At 43.6% G+C, this 18,312-nt stretch carries 13 protein-coding genes; 9 read left to right on the forward strand and 4 right to left on the reverse strand.

What is annotated here, in order from left to right:
• Positions 1-579: 579 nt before the first annotated feature.
• From secE to rpoC, 8 genes are all read left to right on the forward strand, one after another.
• Positions 580-966, forward strand: a complete 387-nt coding sequence (gene secE / locus AABS66_RS19165; protein ID WP_004265885.1) for a preprotein translocase subunit SecE — start codon at positions 580-582, stop codon at positions 964-966.
• Positions 967-1,512 carry a transcription termination/antitermination protein NusG gene (gene nusG, locus AABS66_RS19170; protein ID WP_004264378.1) on the forward strand — a complete coding sequence of 182 codons (546 nt, stop codon included), beginning with the start codon at positions 967-969 and terminating at the stop codon, positions 1,510-1,512.
• A gap of 179 nt (positions 1,513-1,691) precedes the next feature.
• Positions 1,692-2,120 carry a 50S ribosomal protein L11 gene (gene rplK, locus AABS66_RS19175; RefSeq protein WP_164456258.1) on the forward strand — a complete coding sequence of 143 codons (429 nt, stop codon included), beginning with the start codon at positions 1,692-1,694 and terminating at the stop codon, positions 2,118-2,120.
• Between the two features lie 4 nt (positions 2,121-2,124).
• Positions 2,125-2,826: a 50S ribosomal protein L1 gene (rplA, locus tag AABS66_RS19180; protein WP_206086831.1), complete on the forward strand. Its 702-nt coding sequence runs from the start codon at positions 2,125-2,127 to the stop codon at positions 2,824-2,826.
• A 325-nt stretch (positions 2,827-3,151) separates the two neighbouring features.
• Positions 3,152-3,649, forward strand: coding sequence for a 50S ribosomal protein L10 (gene rplJ / locus AABS66_RS19185; RefSeq protein ID WP_154626049.1), 498 nt, complete (start codon positions 3,152-3,154; stop codon positions 3,647-3,649).
• A 60-nt stretch (positions 3,650-3,709) separates the two neighbouring features.
• Positions 3,710-4,078 carry a 50S ribosomal protein L7/L12 gene (gene rplL / locus AABS66_RS19190; protein WP_206086830.1) on the forward strand — a complete coding sequence of 123 codons (369 nt, stop codon included), beginning with the start codon at positions 3,710-3,712 and terminating at the stop codon, positions 4,076-4,078.
• A gap of 357 nt (positions 4,079-4,435) precedes the next feature.
• Positions 4,436-8,464: a DNA-directed RNA polymerase subunit beta gene (gene rpoB / locus AABS66_RS19195; protein ID WP_206086829.1), complete on the forward strand. Its 4,029-nt coding sequence runs from the start codon at positions 4,436-4,438 to the stop codon at positions 8,462-8,464.
• A gap of 108 nt (positions 8,465-8,572) precedes the next feature.
• Positions 8,573-12,796: a DNA-directed RNA polymerase subunit beta' gene (gene rpoC / locus AABS66_RS19200; protein WP_225820899.1), complete on the forward strand. Its 4,224-nt coding sequence runs from the start codon at positions 8,573-8,575 to the stop codon at positions 12,794-12,796.
• 82 nt (positions 12,797-12,878) lie between these two features.
• On the opposite strand, the gene AABS66_RS19205 is transcribed toward rpoC, so the two are convergent.
• Together AABS66_RS19205 and AABS66_RS19210 are read right to left on the reverse strand one after the other, a co-directional pair.
• The gene (locus AABS66_RS19205) at positions 12,879-13,388 is read right to left on the reverse strand and encodes a pyridoxamine 5'-phosphate oxidase family protein (RefSeq protein ID WP_430225323.1); all 510 of its coding nucleotides are present in this window, start codon (positions 13,386-13,388) and stop codon (positions 12,879-12,881) included.
• Between the two features lie 41 nt (positions 13,389-13,429).
• Positions 13,430-14,146, reverse strand: coding sequence for a class I SAM-dependent methyltransferase (locus tag AABS66_RS19210; RefSeq protein WP_430225324.1), 717 nt, complete (start codon positions 14,144-14,146; stop codon positions 13,430-13,432).
• A gap of 337 nt (positions 14,147-14,483) precedes the next feature.
• Here AABS66_RS19210 and AABS66_RS19215 point away from each other — a divergent pair, with 337 nt between their 5' ends.
• Positions 14,484-15,401, forward strand: coding sequence for a VWA domain-containing protein (locus AABS66_RS19215; RefSeq protein WP_430225328.1), 918 nt, complete (start codon positions 14,484-14,486; stop codon positions 15,399-15,401).
• Positions 15,402-15,465: 64 nt separating this feature from the next.
• On the opposite strand, the gene dcuC is transcribed toward AABS66_RS19215, so the two are convergent.
• Both dcuC and pepT read right to left on the reverse strand, forming a co-directional pair.
• Positions 15,466-16,839 carry a C4-dicarboxylate transporter DcuC gene (dcuC, locus tag AABS66_RS19220; RefSeq protein WP_206086824.1) on the reverse strand — a complete coding sequence of 458 codons (1,374 nt, stop codon included), beginning with the start codon at positions 16,837-16,839 and terminating at the stop codon, positions 15,466-15,468.
• Entirely contained in the window at positions 16,836-18,089 is a 1,254-nt protein-coding gene (pepT, locus tag AABS66_RS19225) for a peptidase T (RefSeq protein WP_272682097.1), read from the reverse strand. The genes dcuC and pepT overlap by 4 nt, the downstream gene beginning before the upstream one ends.
• Positions 18,090-18,312: the final 223 nt, after the last annotated feature.

The raw sequence follows: 18,312 nt of genomic DNA on the forward strand, positions 1-18,312 counted from the left end.
GCTCTTTCTGAATAAGAAAGAACTACTTAGTAAAAAGGGCGTCTTATAGACGTCCTTTTTATACGTTGCAAAATTAAGAACCTATCTCATCAATCATTTCTAAATAATTATTGGTGAGATAGGCTCTGAAACAACGAATTAATAATTGCGTTGGTTCCTTTGCGCAGTTATATGAGATTTATTAAGGTTTTGCTCCGAAGATATGGTATATTTTACCGCTGCCACAAAAAGAACCTGGTTTTTCCTATTGGTGTGGCTGAAAATTTACTGAGCATGCTGAAAATCCTGCAAAATGGATAGCACTTGTGAAATGGAAAGTACTGACGAACGAATAGTACTTGCGAAATAGAATGTGGCTGCAATGGGCTGTATTTGCAGAACGAATAGCGCTAATTACCTCCATTAACAAGGCTAATTGTTTTAACTCGCGGGTGATGTTATTGATATCCCTATCAAATTTTGCAGGCTTAGTTTGTAGTAATTGAGGGATATGTTGGCATATTCTATTGGTTTGGCTTGATTGTTTTACCTTTGTAAGCAAACAGGCTTTGTACATACTTCATGGTAACAGGTTGAATTATGAGTGCGAATAGCGAAGCTCAAGGAAGTGGACGCAGTGCAGACATTTTCAAATGGGTGATTGTCTGTGCCCTATTAATAATTGCAATTGTTGGCAACTATTACTTCCGTCAATATAATCTCGCGCTGCGTGCTTTTGCAGTTGTGGCTGTGGTCGCTATTGCAGGTGCTGTCGCTTTATGGACAACAAAAGGTAAAGCAACACTGGCGTTTGCACGCGAAGCTCGTGTCGAGATGAGAAAAGTCATTTGGCCTACTCGCCAGGAAACATTACAAACTACTTTAATTGTTGCCGCAGTAACGGCTGTAATGTCATTAATACTGTGGGGATTAGATGGTATCCTGGTGCGTTTAGTTTCATTTATTACAAGCCTGAGGTTATTCTAAATGTCCGATTCACCTAAAAAGCGCTGGTATGTCATTCAGGCATTCTCTGGTTTTGAAGGTCGCGTAGCACAATCTTTACGTGAACATATCAAATTACATGCTATGGAAGATTCTTTTGGCGAAGTTATGGTTCCAACAGAAGAAGTTGTTGAAATCCGTAGCGGTCAGCGCCGTAAGAGTGAACGTAAATTCTTCCCAGGCTATGTCTTAGTCCAAATGGTCATGAATGATGACTCTTGGCACTTAGTACGTAGTGTACCTCGTGTAATGGGGTTCATTGGTGGGACTTCAGACCGTCCAGCACCAATTAGCGATAAAGAAGTTGATGCTATTATGAACCGCTTACAACAAGTTGGTGATAAACCACGTCCGAAAACATTGTTTGAACCAGGTGAAATGGTTCGCGTTAGCGAAGGTCCATTTGCTGACTTTAACGGTGTTGTTGAAGAAATCGACTATGAAAAGAGCCGCTTAAAAGTCTCTGTTTCTATTTTCGGTCGTGCAACTCCTGTCGAATTGGATTTTGGCCAAGTCGAAAAAGCCTAATCTAAACGACAAAACTGACTTGCAAAAGGCGTGAAATTTGACTACAATTTCGCGCCTTTTGTTTTTATGCTTTGCCAGTTTTGCTTCTTAATTGAGCTTATATTATAGGCAGGGCATGTTTAATGTAACGGGGAGCCTTACGAACGTTAAGGCGTTATCACCCATCTAGAGGAAATATCATGGCTAAGAAAGTTCAAGCCTACGTTAAGCTGCAAGTTGCAGCTGGTATGGCGAACCCAAGTCCACCAGTTGGTCCAGCTCTGGGTCAACAAGGTGTTAACATCATGGAATTCTGTAAAGCGTTCAACGCAAAAACAGACAGCCTGGAAAAAGGTTTACCAATTCCTGTTGTTATTACTGTTTACGCAGACCGTTCTTTCACTTTCGTTACCAAAACTCCACCTGCAGCAGTTCTGCTGAAAAAAGCAGCTGGCGTTAAGTCTGGTTCAGGCAAGCCTAACAAAGAGAAAGTTGGTAAAGTGACCTCTGCTCAGATTCGCGAAATCGCTGAAACTAAAGCTGCGGACATGACTGGTGCTGATGTTGACGCAATGATGCGTTCAATCGAAGGTACTGCTCGTTCCATGGGCCTGGTTGTGGAGGACTAAGACAATGGCTAAACTGACTAAGCGCATGCGCAATATCCGTGAAAAAGTTGATGCTACTAAACAGTATGACATCGCTGAAGCCGTTGCACTGCTGAAAGAATTAGCGACTGCTAAATTCGTTGAAAGCGTTGACGTTGCTGTTAACCTGGGCATCGATGCTCGTAAATCTGACCAGAACGTTCGCGGTGCAACTGTACTGCCACACGGTACTGGCCGTTCAGTTCGCGTTGCTGTGTTCGCACAAGGCGCAAATGCTGAAGCTGCTAAAGCTGCTGGCGCTGAACTGGTTGGTATGGAAGATCTGGCTGATAAAATCAAAGCTGGCGAAATGGACTTTGACGTTGTTATTGCTTCTCCAGATGCAATGCGCGTTGTTGGCCAATTAGGTCAAGTTTTAGGCCCACGTGGTCTGATGCCAAACCCGAAAGTAGGTACTGTAACGCCTAACGTTGCTGAAGCGGTTAATAACGCTAAAGCAGGTCAGGTTCGCTACCGTAACGACAAAAACGGAATCATCCACACCACTATCGGTAAAGTTGATTTCGACGCTGACAAACTGAAAGAAAACTTAGAAGCACTGCTGATCGCGCTGAAAAAAGCAAAACCAGCTTCTGCTAAAGGTGTTTTCATCAAGAAAGTTAGCCTGTCTACCACTATGGGTGCAGGTGTTGCTGTTGACCAAGCAGGTCTGTCAGCGACAGTTTAATTGCTATAGCTTCGGCTAATGAGTAATTAGGCTTTACCTTTGCGTCGATTTTGTATAAAATTTGACGCCTTGAGTTTGTTGGGTATAGAAATGTATCCAACAAACCACAAATTTCGGTATGGAGTCTGGCCTTTCCAGACCCCGTCCAAGACCGCAGGTGTGCTATTTATAGTCACTTAATTTACCTGCGTAGACGGTGACAGAGATACCTAGAATTTTATTCTGGATTCTATTCTGCTCACCGTGTTTTAGCGCTCAAATACATGTTGTATTCGAGTGATGTGAGTCCCGGGGGTTTCCCGGTTAATCCAGGAGCAAGAAGCTAATGGCACTAAATCTTCAAGACAAACAAGCGATTGTTGCTGAAGTCAGCGAAGTAGCCAAAGGCGCGCTTTCTGCAGTTGTTGCTGATTCACGCGGCGTAACTGTAGCAAAAATGACTGAACTGCGTAAAGCAGGTCGCGAAGCTGGCGTTTATATCCGTGTTGTTCGTAACACACTGATTCGCCGTGCTGTTGAAGGTACTTCTTATGATGTACTGAAAGACGCGTTTGTTGGTCCAACCTTAATTGCTTTCTCTAACGAACACCCGGGCGCTGGCGCTCGTCTGTTCAAAGAGTTCGCGAAAGCGAATCCAGCATTTGAGATTAAAGCTGCGGCCTTTGAAGGTGAGTTAATCCAAGCGAAAGATATCGATCGTCTGGCAACTCTCCCAACTTACGATGAAGCAATCGCACGCCTGATGGCAACCATGAAAGAAGCCGCTGCCGGCAAATTGGTTCGTACTCTGGCTGCTCTGCGCGATCAGAAAGAAGCTGCATAAGCCCTTTCCTTCGTTGCTTTTTAACGTATAAACTATTTCTGAATTTTAGGAACACTTGTTATGTCTATCACTAAAGACCAAATCCTTGATGCAGTTGCAGAAATGTCTGTAATGGACGTTGTTGAACTGATTACTATGATGGAAGAAAAATTCGGCGTTTCTGCTGCTGCAGCTGTTGCTGTTGCTCCAGGTGCTGCTGCTGAAGCTGCTGAAGAAAAAACTGAATTCGACGTTGTTCTGTCTGCTATCGGCGGTAACAAAGTTGCAGTTATCAAAGCAGTTCGTGGCGCAACTGGTCTTGGCCTGAAAGAAGCTAAAGACATGGTAGAATCAGCTCCAGCGACTATCAAAGAAGGCGCAAGCAAAGACGAAGCTGAAACTCTGAAGAAAGCTCTTGAAGAAGCAGGCGCTTCTGTTGAACTTAAATAAGTTCAATTTCAAGAACGCAGCTTAATTTAATTAGGCTGACGGCTGGTGATTTTTTAATCACCAGCCTTTTTGCGCTGTAAAGCGTGATGGGTGTTAACAGCTTTTCACGCAGTTTTAATGTTAACAACAACCCTCCAATACTTCTTTCTATTGACGACTTAATATACTGTGTTCTTCGCTACGACCCGCTCGGGTAGCTCGGTAGCCAAAGCGCGCAATGAAATGATTTAAGAGTAATAGCAATGAGTATTAAGGAAAGTATTCATTTTCCATTTCTTATATAAAACGCGTTGCGGTTAAGACTCTTACTTTAAGAGCTAACCACTTGGGTCACTGATCAACGAGCTGAGGAAACCTATGGTTTACTCCTATACCGAGAAAAAACGTATTCGTAAGGACTTTGGTAAACGTCCACAAGTTTTGGACATACCTTACCTCCTTTCTATCCAACTTGACTCGTTCCAGAAGTTTATCGAGCAAGATCCAGATGGCCAGAATGGGCTGGAAGCAGCTTTCCGTTCTGTGTTTCCAATTCAGAGCTACAGCGGTAATGCTGAACTTCAATATGTCAGCTATCGTTTAGGCGAGCCTGTTTTTGATGTTAAAGAATGTCAAATTCGCGGTGTGACTTATTCTGCTCCTCTACGTGTTAAATTACGCCTGATCGTTTATGAGCGTGAAGCACCAGAAGGCACCGTTAAAGATATCAAAGAACAAGAAGTCTACATGGGTGAAATTCCACTCATGACTGAAAACGGAACTTTCGTTATCAACGGTACAGAGCGTGTTATCGTATCTCAGTTACACCGTAGTCCAGGTGTGTTCTTCGATAGCGATAAAGGTAAAACACACTCTTCAGGTAAAGTGCTCTATAACGCACGTATTATCCCTTACCGTGGTTCATGGCTTGATTTCGAATTTGACCCGAAAGATAACCTGTTTGTACGTATTGACCGTCGCCGTAAATTACCAGCGACCATTATTCTGCGTGCAATGGATTACAACACCGAAGAAATTTTAAACCTGTTCTTCGAAAAAACTGTATTCCAAATCCGCGATAACAAACTGATGATGACGCTGGTTCCTGAGCGTCTGCGTGGTGAGACTGCTTCTTTTGATATCGAAGCGAACGGTAAAGTCTATGTTGAAAAAGGCCGCCGTATCACTGCTCGTCATATTCGTCAGTTAGAAAAAGAAGAAGTTAGCAACATCGAAGTACCTGTTGAATATATCGCAGGTAAAGTTGTTGCAAGAGACTACATCGATGAAAGTACTGGTGAGCTGATTTGTGCAGCGAACATGGAACTTTCTTTAGACATGTTGGCACGTTTGAGCCAGTCTGGTCACAAAACAATCGAAACATTGTTTACCAATGACTTAGACCACGGTGCTTACATTTCTGAAACCGTTCGTGTCGACCCAACTAACGACCGTCTGAGTGCATTGGTAGAAATCTACCGCATGATGCGTCCTGGTGAGCCACCGACCCGTGAAGCGGCAGAAAACCTGTTCGAGAACCTGTTCTTCTCTGAAGATCGTTACGACTTGTCTGCTGTAGGTCGTATGAAGTTCAACCGTTCACTGAACCGTGATGAAATCGAAGGTTCAGGTATCCTGAGCGAAGAAGACATCATCGAGGTGATGCGTAAACTCATCGATATCCGTAACGGTAAAGGTGAAGTCGATGATATCGACCACTTAGGTAACCGTCGTATTCGTTCCGTTGGTGAGATGGCAGAGAACCAATTCCGTGTTGGTCTGGTTCGTGTTGAGCGTGCAGTGAAAGAGCGTCTTTCTCTGGGTGATCTTGATGCATTAATGCCACAGGATATGATTAACGCTAAGCCTATTTCAGCCGCAGTTAAAGAGTTCTTTGGTTCCAGCCAGCTGTCACAATTTATGGACCAGAACAATCCACTGTCTGAAATTACGCACAAACGTCGTATCTCTGCATTAGGCCCTGGTGGTCTGACTCGTGAGCGCGCGGGCTTCGAAGTACGTGACGTACACCCAACTCACTACGGTCGTGTATGTCCAATCGAAACGCCTGAAGGTCCAAACATCGGTCTGATCAACTCATTATCTGTTTATGCACAGACCAATGAGTACGGTTTCTTAGAAACCCCATACCGTTTAGTTCGTGATGGCTTAGTCACTGATGAAATCCACTATCTGTCTGCAATTGAGGAAGGTAACTTCATCATTGCTCAGGCGAACACCGTATTAGGTGAAGATGGTAGCTTTATCGAAGAGTTAGTCACTTGTCGTAACAAAGGTGAATCAAGCTTATTCAGCCGTGAACAGGTTGAATATATGGACGTTTCGACTCAACAGGTTGTTTCTGTTGGTGCGTCACTGATCCCATTCCTTGAACACGATGACGCCAACCGTGCATTGATGGGTGCGAACATGCAACGTCAAGCGGTTCCAACTTTACGTGCTGACAAACCATTAGTTGGTACAGGTATGGAACGTGCAGTAGCGGTTGACTCGGGTGTAACGGCTGTTGCAAGACGTGGTGGTTCAGTTCAGTACGTTGATGCGTCTCGTATCGTTATCAAAGTTAACGAAGATGAGATGTATCCAGGCGAAGCTGGAATCGATATTTATAACCTGACTAAATATACCCGTTCTAACCAGAACACCTGTATTAGCCAGATGCCTTGTGTATCTTTAGGTGAGCCAGTTGAGCGTGGTGACGTGTTAGCAGATGGTCCTTCAACAGACCTCGGCGAATTAGCACTGGGTCAAAACATGCGCGTGGCATTCATGCCATGGAATGGTTATAACTTCGAAGACTCCATCTTAGTTTCTGAGCGTGTTGTTCAAGAAGACCGTTTCACGACTATTCACATTCAGGAACTGTCTTGTGTGTCTCGTGACACCAAATTAGGGCCTGAAGAAATCACTGCGGATATTCCAAACGTCGGTGAAGCTGCGCTTTCTAAACTGGATGAATCCGGTATCGTTTATATCGGTGCAGAAGTGAAAGGCGGCGACATTCTGGTTGGTAAAGTAACACCGAAAGGTGAAACTCAGTTAACCCCAGAAGAGAAACTGCTGCGTGCTATCTTCGGTGAAAAAGCGTCAGACGTTAAAGACTCTTCTTTACGTGTCCCTAACGGTGTTTCTGGTACGGTTATTGACGTACAAGTATTTACCCGTGATGGTGTAGAGAAAGACAAACGTGCATTAGAGATCGAAGAAACTCAGTTACGTGATGCGAAGAAAGACTTAACAGAAGAGCTACGTATTTTCGAAGCTGGCCTGTTTGCCCGTATCCGTTCTGTACTGGTTAACGGCGGAATTGAAGCTGACAAACTGGACAAGCTGCCTCGCGATCGTTGGTTAGAGTTATCTTTAGCTGATGAAGAGAAGCAAAACCAGTTAGAACAATTAGCTGAACAGTACGACGAACTGAAATCTGAGTTCGAGAAAAAACTCGATGCAAAACGTCGTAAAATTACCCAAGGTGATGATCTGGCACCTGGCGTACTGAAAATTGTTAAGGTTTATCTGGCTGTTAAACGTCAGATTCAACCGGGTGATAAAATGGCGGGTCGCCATGGTAACAAAGGTGTTATCTCAAAAATCAACCCAGTTGAAGACATGCCTTACGATGAAAACGGTAACCCAGTTGACATCGTTCTGAACCCACTGGGCGTACCATCACGTATGAACATCGGTCAGATTTTGGAAACCCACTTGGGGATGGCAGCAAAAGGTATTGGTGAGAAAATCAATGCTATGCTTAAACAGCATGAAGAAGTTGCCAAACTGCGTGAATTTATCCAAAAAGCGTACGATTTAGGTGATGATCCACGCCAGAAAGTTGACTTGAACACTTTCTCTGACGAAGAAGTGATGCGTTTGGCTGAGAACCTGAAAAAAGGTATGCCAATTGCGACACCAGTGTTTGATGGTGCGAAAGAGAAAGAAATCAAAGAACTACTGAAACTGGGCGGTCTGCCAACTTCAGGTCAGATTACATTATTCGATGGTCGTACTGGCGAGCGTTTCGAGCGTCAAGTTACTGTCGGTTACATGTACATGCTGAAACTGAACCACTTGGTTGACGATAAGATGCACGCCCGTTCAACAGGTTCTTACAGCTTGGTTACTCAGCAACCGCTGGGTGGTAAAGCGCAGTTCGGTGGTCAGCGTTTCGGGGAGATGGAAGTGTGGGCACTGGAAGCATACGGTGCAGCCTATACTCTTCAAGAAATGCTTACAGTTAAATCGGATGACGTTAACGGCCGTACGAAGATGTATAAAAACATCGTCGATGGCAGCCATCAGATGGAACCTGGCATGCCGGAATCTTTCAACGTATTGCTGAAAGAAATCCGCTCACTGGGTATCAACATCGAGCTGGAAGACGAGTAATTCGTTTTGTGCCGGAGGGTTCGCCTTCCGGCCTATGTAAGCACTGGGATTTGGGGAGAGTGTCTTTGAATACTCACCTGACAGGTCTAACTCCGACAGGAGCATTTTGTGAAAGACTTAATAAAGTTTCTGAAAGCGCAAACCAAGACCGAAGAGTTTGATGCTATCAAGATTGCTCTGGCATCACCTGATATGATCCGTTCATGGTCATTCGGTGAAGTGAAAAAGCCAGAAACGATTAACTACCGTACGTTCAAACCTGAGCGTGATGGTCTTTTCTGTGCGCGTATTTTCGGGCCAGTGAAAGACTACGAATGTCTGTGCGGTAAGTACAAACGTTTAAAACACCGCGGTGTGATTTGTGAGAAGTGTGGCGTTGAAGTTACACAGACCAAAGTCCGTCGTGAGCGCATGGGTCACATTGAACTTGCTTCTCCGACCGCACATATTTGGTTCTTAAAATCACTGCCATCCCGTATCGGTTTGCTGCTCGATATGCCACTGCGTGATATCGAACGTGTTCTGTACTTTGAATCATATGTTGTTGTTGAAGGCGGGATGACTAGCCTTGAGCGCGCACAGATTCTGACAGAAGAGCAATACTTAGATGCGCTGGAAGAATTCGGTGACGAATTTGATGCGAAAATGGGTGCGGAAGCTATCCAAGGCCTGCTGAAAAACCTCGATCTTGAGAACGAGTGTGAAACGCTGCGTGAAGAGTTAAACGAAACTAACTCTGAAACTAAGCGTAAAAAGCTGACCAAACGTATCAAACTGCTGGAAGCGTTCATTCAATCTGGTAACAAACCAGAGTGGATGATCTTAAACGTGCTGCCAGTATTACCACCGGATCTGCGTCCATTAGTTCCACTGGATGGTGGCCGTTTCGCAACATCAGATCTGAACGATCTGTATCGTCGCGTGATCAACCGTAATAACCGTCTGAAACGTCTTCTGGATCTGGCTGCGCCAGACATCATCGTACGTAACGAAAAACGTATGTTGCAAGAAGCGGTTGATGCGCTGTTAGATAACGGTCGTCGTGGTCGTGCTATCACAGGTTCTAACAAACGTCCTCTGAAATCTTTGGCTGATATGATCAAAGGTAAACAAGGTCGTTTCCGTCAGAACTTACTTGGTAAGCGTGTTGACTACTCAGGTCGTTCTGTTATCACCGTAGGTCCATACCTACGTCTGCATCAGTGCGGTCTGCCGAAGAAAATGGCTCTTGAGTTATTCAAACCATTTATCTATGGCAAATTAGAATTACGTGGTCTGGCAACAACCATCAAAGCTGCGAAGAAAATGGTTGAGCGCGAAGAAGCGGTTGTTTGGGATATCTTGGATGAAGTTATCCGCGAACACCCAGTCATGCTGAACCGTGCACCAACACTTCACCGTCTGGGTATCCAAGCGTTCGAACCAATTCTGATCGAAGGTAAAGCTATCCAATTGCACCCACTCGTTTGTGCGGCATACAACGCCGACTTCGATGGAGACCAAATGGCGGTACACGTTCCTCTGACTCTGGAAGCTCAGTTAGAAGCACGTGCGTTGATGATGTCAACCAACAACATCCTGTCACCTGCAAGTGGTGAGCCTATCATCGTTCCTTCTCAGGACGTTGTATTGGGTCTCTACTACATGACTCGTGACTGTGTAAACGCGAAAGGCGAGGGCATGGTATTAGCCGGTCCTAAAGAAGCTGAGCGTGTTTACCGTTCAGGTCATGCTTCACTGCATGCCCGCGTTAAAGTCCGTATCACTGAAGAAGTGAAAGATTCGGAAGGTAACATCACTATCAACACGGGGTTAGTTGATACCACGGTTGGTCGTGCAATTTTGTGGATGATCGTACCAAAAGGTCTGCCTTACGCGTTGGTTAACCAAGCGTTAGGTAAGAAAGCGATCTCTAAAATGCTGAACACCTGTTACCGTGTTCTGGGCCTGAAGCCTACGGTTATTTTTGCTGACCAAATCATGTATACCGGATTTGCCTATGCGGCACGTTCAGGTGCATCAGTTGGTATCGACGATATGGTTATTCCAGAGAAAAAAGCTGGGATTATCGCCGAAGCAGAAGCTGAAGTGGCAGAAATTCAGGAACAGTTCCAGTCTGGTCTGGTTACAGCAGGCGAACGTTACAACAAAGTTATCGATATCTGGGCAGCGGCAAACGAACGTGTTGCTAAAGCGATGATGGAAAACTTGTCAACTGAATCCGTTATCAACCGTGATGGCGTCGAAGAACAACAAGTTTCTTTCAACAGTATCTTTATGATGGCCGACTCTGGTGCTCGTGGTTCCGCCGCTCAGATCCGTCAGTTAGCGGGTATGCGTGGTCTGATGGCTAAGCCAGATGGCTCCATCATCGAAACACCAATCACGGCAAACTTCCGTGAAGGTCTTAACGTTCTCCAGTACTTTATTTCGACGCACGGTGCGCGTAAAGGTCTTGCCGATACCGCATTGAAAACAGCGAACTCTGGTTATCTGACTCGTCGTTTAGTCGACGTTGCACAGGACTTGGTTGTGACTGAAGACGACTGTGGAACTCACGAAGGTATCCTGATGACTCCGGTTATCGAGGGTGGCGACGTTAAAGAGCCACTGCGTGAGCGTGTACTGGGTCGTGTGACTGCTGAAGATATCCTGATCCCAGGTACAGCGGACATTCTGGTTCCACGTAACACCCTGCTTCATGAAAAACTGTGTGACCTGTTAGAAGCTAACTCTGTCGACAGCGTGAAAGTACGTTCTGTTGTAAGTTGTGAAACAGACTTTGGTGTGTGTGCACACTGTTATGGTCGTGACCTTGCTCGTGGTCATATCATTAACAAAGGTGAAGCTATCGGTGTTATCGCGGCACAGTCAATCGGTGAGCCAGGTACACAGTTAACGATGCGTACGTTCCACATTGGTGGTGCGGCATCTCGTGCTGCAGCTGAATCTAGCATCCAAGTCCGTAACACAGGTACTCTGAAACTGGTTAACGCGAAATTCGTTACGAACTCAGAAGGCAAACTGGTTATTACTTCGCGTAATACTGAGCTGCGTCTGATTGACGAATTCGGTCGTACGAAAGAAAGCTACAAAGTACCTTACGGTGCACACCTGTCTAAAGGTGATGGCGCTGCGGTAACGGGCGGCGAGACTGTTGCGAACTGGGATCCACATACCATGCCAGTCGTCAGTGAAGTTTCTGGTTTCATCAGCTTCTCTGACATGCTTGATGGTCAAACAATGACGCGTCAGACTGATGAATTAACGGGTCTGTCTTCAATCGTTGTTCTGGATACTGCGGAACGTACCAGTGGTGGTAAAGACCTGCGTCCTGCTCTGCGTGTTATTGACGCAAATGGTAACGATGTTCTTATCCCTAACACGGACATGCCAACTCAGTACTTCTTACCGGGTAAAGCAATTGTTCAGTTAGACGATGGCGTTGCTATCAATGCGGGTGATACTTTAGCGCGTATTCCACAAGAATCTGTGGGTACTAAAGATATCACGGGTGGTCTGCCACGCGTAGCTGACTTGTTCGAAGCACGTCGTCCGAAAGAGCCTGCAATCTTGGCTGAAATCAGCGGTATTATCTCGTTTGGTAAAGAAACCAAAGGTAAACGTCGTCTGGTTATCACCCCATTAGATGGTAGCGATCCGTACGAAGAGATGATCCCTAAATGGCGTCAGCTTAACGTGTTCGAAGGTGAGATTGTTGAACGCGGTGACGTTGTTTCTGATGGTCCAGAATCTCCACATGATATCCTGCGTCTGCGTGGTGTCCATGCTGTTACGCGTTATATCACGAATGAGGTTCAGGAAGTTTACCGCTTACAAGGCGTTAAGATAAACGATAAACACATCGAAGTTATCGTTCGTCAGATGCTGCGTAAAGTCACCATCGCGGATGCAGGAAGTTCTGAATTCCTTGAAGGTGAACAAGTCGAGTACTCACGTGTTAAAGTTTCTAACCGTAAATTGGAAGTGGAAGGCAAAATTCCAGCCAATTACGCACGCGACCTGTTGGGTATCACTAAAGCATCTCTGGCAACAGAGTCCTTTATCTCAGCAGCATCGTTCCAAGAAACAACACGCGTACTGACAGAAGCAGCCGTTGCAGGTAAACGCGATGAACTGCGTGGTCTGAAAGAAAACGTTATTGTTGGACGTCTGATCCCAGCAGGTACTGGTTTTGCGTATCACCAAGACCGTATCCGTCGCCGTCATCTGAACGACGTTGTGGAAGCGCCACAAGTTAGCGCAGATGAAGCAACAGCGAACTTAGCTGAACTGTTAAATGCAGGTTTCACGAGTGACAACCAGAATTAATTTCTGATTTCCAAGTGTTTCTTGATAAAAACTGGTGTCGTAAGGCACCAGTTTTTTTATGCCTAACAGATGATAAAAACGCTTATTTATTACTAAGCAATGATATTGGAACGGTGACTCTTCGACTTTCTTGCTTATCCTCCCAGCTTTTTATATCAAACATCCATAAATGATCGACTGTCACTTCATAAAAGCGTGAATGGCCATTGCTACGTAATGCATTTAAGTTTACCTGAGTGAAAGAGGGCGATATTTCATCAAAAGGTGATTGGGGATAAAATTCTTCAAGGGCTTCTTCACATTCCGCATCCGTGAGCTCTCGTGCTTTCCCTGTAAATTGCATTCCATCTAGACCTGATTTTAGCATTTCAGGTAATGAGTGATTAAATAATGAGCCACTGATCTTTTCATTTTGTTGGATATTCTTAGAGTGCTTTGCTTGTCGAGATGAAAACCAAATAAAGCGTAGTGGGTTTAATTTGACGCAATGTTCGACGGTTGATGCCCAAGGTAATTGATCATTACCTTGTGTAGCCAGTGTTAAAAAGCGGGTATTTTGCAGTAGTAATAAACTGCGTGTTTTTAAATTCATATAGGGTCCTTTAATCAAAATTGTAGGTTTATTAGAAATAACTATGCGGTTTTCGATGCAGTTATAAGTAGGGCGTGGGGACATTGTAGGTAGTCCAAATATAGCTCTGTAGTTTCAGAATGGTCGGCAATTATGTTTCCATATTGAAGATAGCTGAATCCAGCCTGTAAAATAGTATTACCTAAAGTGTTATAGGAATAATAGTAAGCTTGTATTGTTTCATTATACGGAGGGAGGCAAATATTAAAATGAATGGAACTTTCATATTTTCTTGGTTGTTTTTCAATTAACCGAAAACCATAATTATAATAATATTCGTTATTTCCAGAAAAATCAGGGTTAATTGTTAATATCGTGAAGCGACCATTTGGTTTCAATACACGATAAATTGACCGCACAATAGAATGTATGTCATTCGTATGCTGGAAATAAGGAAAAACATAAATGGCAAGAGCTAAATCAAAATATTCAAAATAATTATCAAGATTAGAGGTGTAAATAATATTTGAATTATTCAGTTTTGCATTTTTTCTTGCCAAATTGAGCATATTGGATGAAATATCAAACCCAAATATATTTTTTTCTCCTTCTTTCTCTAACCAGTGTGATATAAACCCTGCACCACATCCATAATCTAAAATAGCCAGTGTTTCTAGCTTATCTATATATGGTTTTATCGTAGAAATATCGATATGCATACGAAAGGGCCACTGAAAGGCATGACTGTAAATTTCAGTAAGTTGATCAAATTTTTTCATGTTACTTTAAATCATTTATTAAGTTGAATTAATCGTTTATTTTTATATTTATCATAATTTTTTAATTGGATGTTTTTACTGGTTATTTATTTTCTCTCACATGAGTTTTGAAAAAAATTTGAAATAATATAATGTTGGTAAATTTATATGTAAATATTGAGTTTTATTAGATGTTGTTAATTTTTATAGGATGATGATAAATAAAAAATAGTGATAATAAATGACCTCGATATCAATTAGAGGGAATAATAAGGGGATTAATTATTTTTTATTTTAAATTTTAAAGGAATATTAAATGGATAAAGATATTATAAATAATCAGAGTGATAATGAAAAAATGAACTTGTCTACCCAACAAGGGAATTTTTCGAATAATTTTGCCGCTATTAATACTTCCCAGATTGTCACTGGAAGTGGTTCTATTGCATTGGATTTAGTCGTTATTATTGATACCAGTGGTTCAATGTCTGATGAGTCAAATGACCTGAGTCAGCAAATTGATGCGGCTATCGAAAAAGCAGCTGCGAATTGTCCTTCTCAGTTAAGAGCCACTTTTTTAGGTATTCAAGGGACATGGGATAACACAAAATTTGACCAATCAGTGAGTGACTATTTAACTGCTTTAGGCGTTAATCAAAGTAGTTTACAGGCAAGGCAGCCTTTTAAAGAAGCTGATGGTATTGACCATGCAGGTAATAAAGAAGATTTGTGTCGCGCGGTGATTGATGTCAGTAACTATTTTGATTGGCGTGATAACGCACGTAGAGCGATTTTTGTCTTGGGGGATGAAGGCTTAGAAGGCGGCGGAGGGACGTTAACGAGCGCGGCGGTATTGAAAAATAACGAGGCTATTGCCGTTGCACAAAATGCCCATGTAAAAGTATATACTTATCAAGGCACACCAAATGATGATCCATCCAATATTGACCGTTTCCCAACCTTGAGTGACCGAGACAAAGTCACGAAAGAGTATGAGCGTTTAGCAGTACAAACGGGGGGACGTGCGTATATTTATACTACTGGAATAGCGAATTTTTCGTTGGTTCTGCAAGAGATTTTATGTGATAGCTTAACGCCTCCGAGTCGCCCAGATACAGAGAAGTCTAGCTGTGCAACGGTTTGTGAACAGCTCCCTTTAATTATCGCGACAGTTAATACATTGGCTGAAATTATCAATAAAACGATAGATGCTTGTTGTCCAGGAGGATCCGATAAGCACCATGATGTGGTTAAGGCTTGCCAATGTGATCATTGATTTTTAAGCAAAAAAAGAGGGAGTTTCTCCCTCTTTTCTATTTTGTGACTCATAGTCATACAGACTAATAGAAGATACCAATGATTGCACAGTGTGCAACAAAACCGACCATCAGCGGTACCGCCGTTCGTTTCACCACATCGAAAGGCTGTAGTTTTGCTCCACTGGATACGGCAATGATCACGCCTGCTACTGGGGACATACCACGACCCATATGGGAAGCTTGTTGCATCGGTAGGATCATCGAGATCGGGTTCACGCCCATGCTGTGTGCGATTTGCGGAATTAACTCCACAAACGCTAAGAATGGCGCATTACCTGAGCCCATGATAATTGCGGCAGCAAGTGTCACTAGGGCAAAGACGATCGCCATAGCAAATGGCGGTAAGCCGACTGACTCCGCCCCTAAAATCAGTTGGTCAATCGCACCACTGACTTTGATACCGTGAGCAAATACCCCAGCTGCAACGAGTAAGCCAACAACGTTACTAAAAGCATGTCCCATTCCGTTAAGGAACGTCTGAAAGCCATTACATACCAATTTAAAATTACGTACTCTTAGGGTTTCAATCACCATACAAATTGCCATCGCAATCAATACAATGGTCACCACATCTAAGTGAATACCTGCAAAGAATAGATTGGATGTACCGACCGCCATCACGATTGGTAGCATAGGAAGAAATGCATAGTATCCTGGAACGGATTTTTTGCTTTCAGCTTTCTCATTGGATTGAACGGCTTTACCGATTTCAGGCACAAAGCCTTGTTTACGGTCACAATGACGTTGCCAGAAAATATGTGTAATACCTACCACCAGCACAGTGGCTAATGCCGCAGGGCCTTGGTAGTAAAGGACATATTCAACGACAGACATATCAACGGCTTTTGCGCCACGAATCGCATCGATGGCGGTTGGTGTGTATGCAACACCGAGGGAGGTTGCAATAACCCCAGCCGCGGATGCAGGGGATAAACCCAAGCCAATCATTATCGGGAACATGGTTCCCATCAGTAATACAGCAAGACCAGTTGCTGACGGGATTGCCAGTTGTAGGATACTTGCCAATAAGAAAGAGAAAAACAGCAACACATATGGCGAACGCATGTTTTTCAGTGGCTTAGTGGCAACACGAACAACGGCTTCATTTGCACCGATATGGTCCATATACTGTGCAAAGCCCATCAAAGCCATGATCATCAAACCAAGATCTGCCGCACGACTACTGAAAAGGTCACGCATTACTTCAAATGGATCGAGCCAGGTTATCCCTGTTGTTGCGACGTTTTTAGGCAGGATTGGCCCCCAACCCAGTGCCATGGTGAAGATCATCAGTGCTAAACCCGCGATGAGTAACACAGGTTCTGCTTTGTAGCCCTTCAAAATAAACCGCGCAACCAAAACAACGATAATCAGAACCGTTAGAATTGGGATCATGCTTTCGCTCCTGGTTTGAAGCGTTCAGCCGTAATTTGGACCACTTGTTTCAGAACATCGCTTGCTGCGTACAGAGATTTTACTGGGAGGTATTCATAGATTGAATGGAAGTTATGAGCACCAGTAAAAATATTCGGGCAAGGTAAGCCATTTTGCGACAATGCCGCACCATCATAACCCCCACGCATTGGAATAACTTTCGGTGTAATTCCGCAAGCTTGGTAAGCATCAACAGCAATATCAATCGGATAGCTGTTATCACCTTGCAGGCTGTTATACACATTTGAATAGCGGTCGGCTAATTTGCAAACGACGCTTTCTTTGCCCCACAGGTCTTCACAGTTTTCAGCCAGTTTTTTCAAGAAAGCCATACGTGCACGGTAGCCTTCTTCAGTAAAATCGCGAACGTCCATTTTTAACACAGTACGCGCGCTGTTTCCTGACATTTGTTTAACCCAGTAGTAGCCTTCACGCCCTTCGGTATATTCGGGTGCTTCACCCCCAGGTAACATGGCAATAAATTTTTGTGCCATCAGTAATGAGTTGATTAATTTACCTTTTGCAGACATTGGGTGGGCAGATTTACCTGTAAAGATAATTTCTGCATCCCCTGCGTTCCAGTTTTCATACACTAACTCACCAATACCACAGCAGTCGAGAGTATAGGCAAAGTCTGCACCAAACTCTTTAACATCAAACACTTTTGCACCGCGCAGGCCTTGTTCTTCATCAGGTACAAAACCAACTTTGATGGTTCCGTGTTTTACGTCAGGGTTTTGTTTGAAGTACTGCAGCATATCCATGATAGATGCGATAGCCGCTTTATCATCAGCACCTAATAAGCTGGTTCCATCGGTGACAATGATGTCATCGCCAATGTAATTGACTAGCTCAGGGAAGTCGCTCTTACGTAAGTAAATATTCAGTTCTTTGTTCATACACAAGTCTTCGCCGGTATAAGGCAATATTTGTGCTTTAGTATCATTAGTTTGTTCTGCACTTGTGTCTAAGTGCCCAAAAAATGCGACAGTTGGGACGTCGTAATCAAGGTTAGAGGGCAGTGTGGCGGTGACAATGGCAGTGTCACGCAGTTTAATATCTTCAACGCCCAGAGCCTCTAGCTCCTGAACCAGTTGTTTCGCAAGTACACGTTGCCCTTCTGAGGATGGCATAATTCCTGCCGCGCCCTTTTCCCTATCAGTGGTGGTGTTAATTTTGGTGTAAGAAATAAACCGCTCAACAATATTCATTCTTTTAATTCCCCAGCATCTTATAGAATGCGTTTTACATTAGTTATATCTGTGACTGTAATTTCATTTCACAGTATTATTCTTGTATCACAACTAAAGATATTTTGAATATCAGACCTGTTGAATTTTTCTAAGAAATGCTAGTGAGAATATAAAATTGATAATTAATAGTGGCATTATTCGTATAATGAATTAAAATGAGCGACTTTATTCCTACCTTATT

Origin of the sequence: Providencia sp. SP181 (genome assembly GCF_050446505.1) — a bacterium.
Lineage (GTDB): Bacteria > Pseudomonadota > Gammaproteobacteria > Enterobacterales > Enterobacteriaceae > Providencia > Providencia vermicola.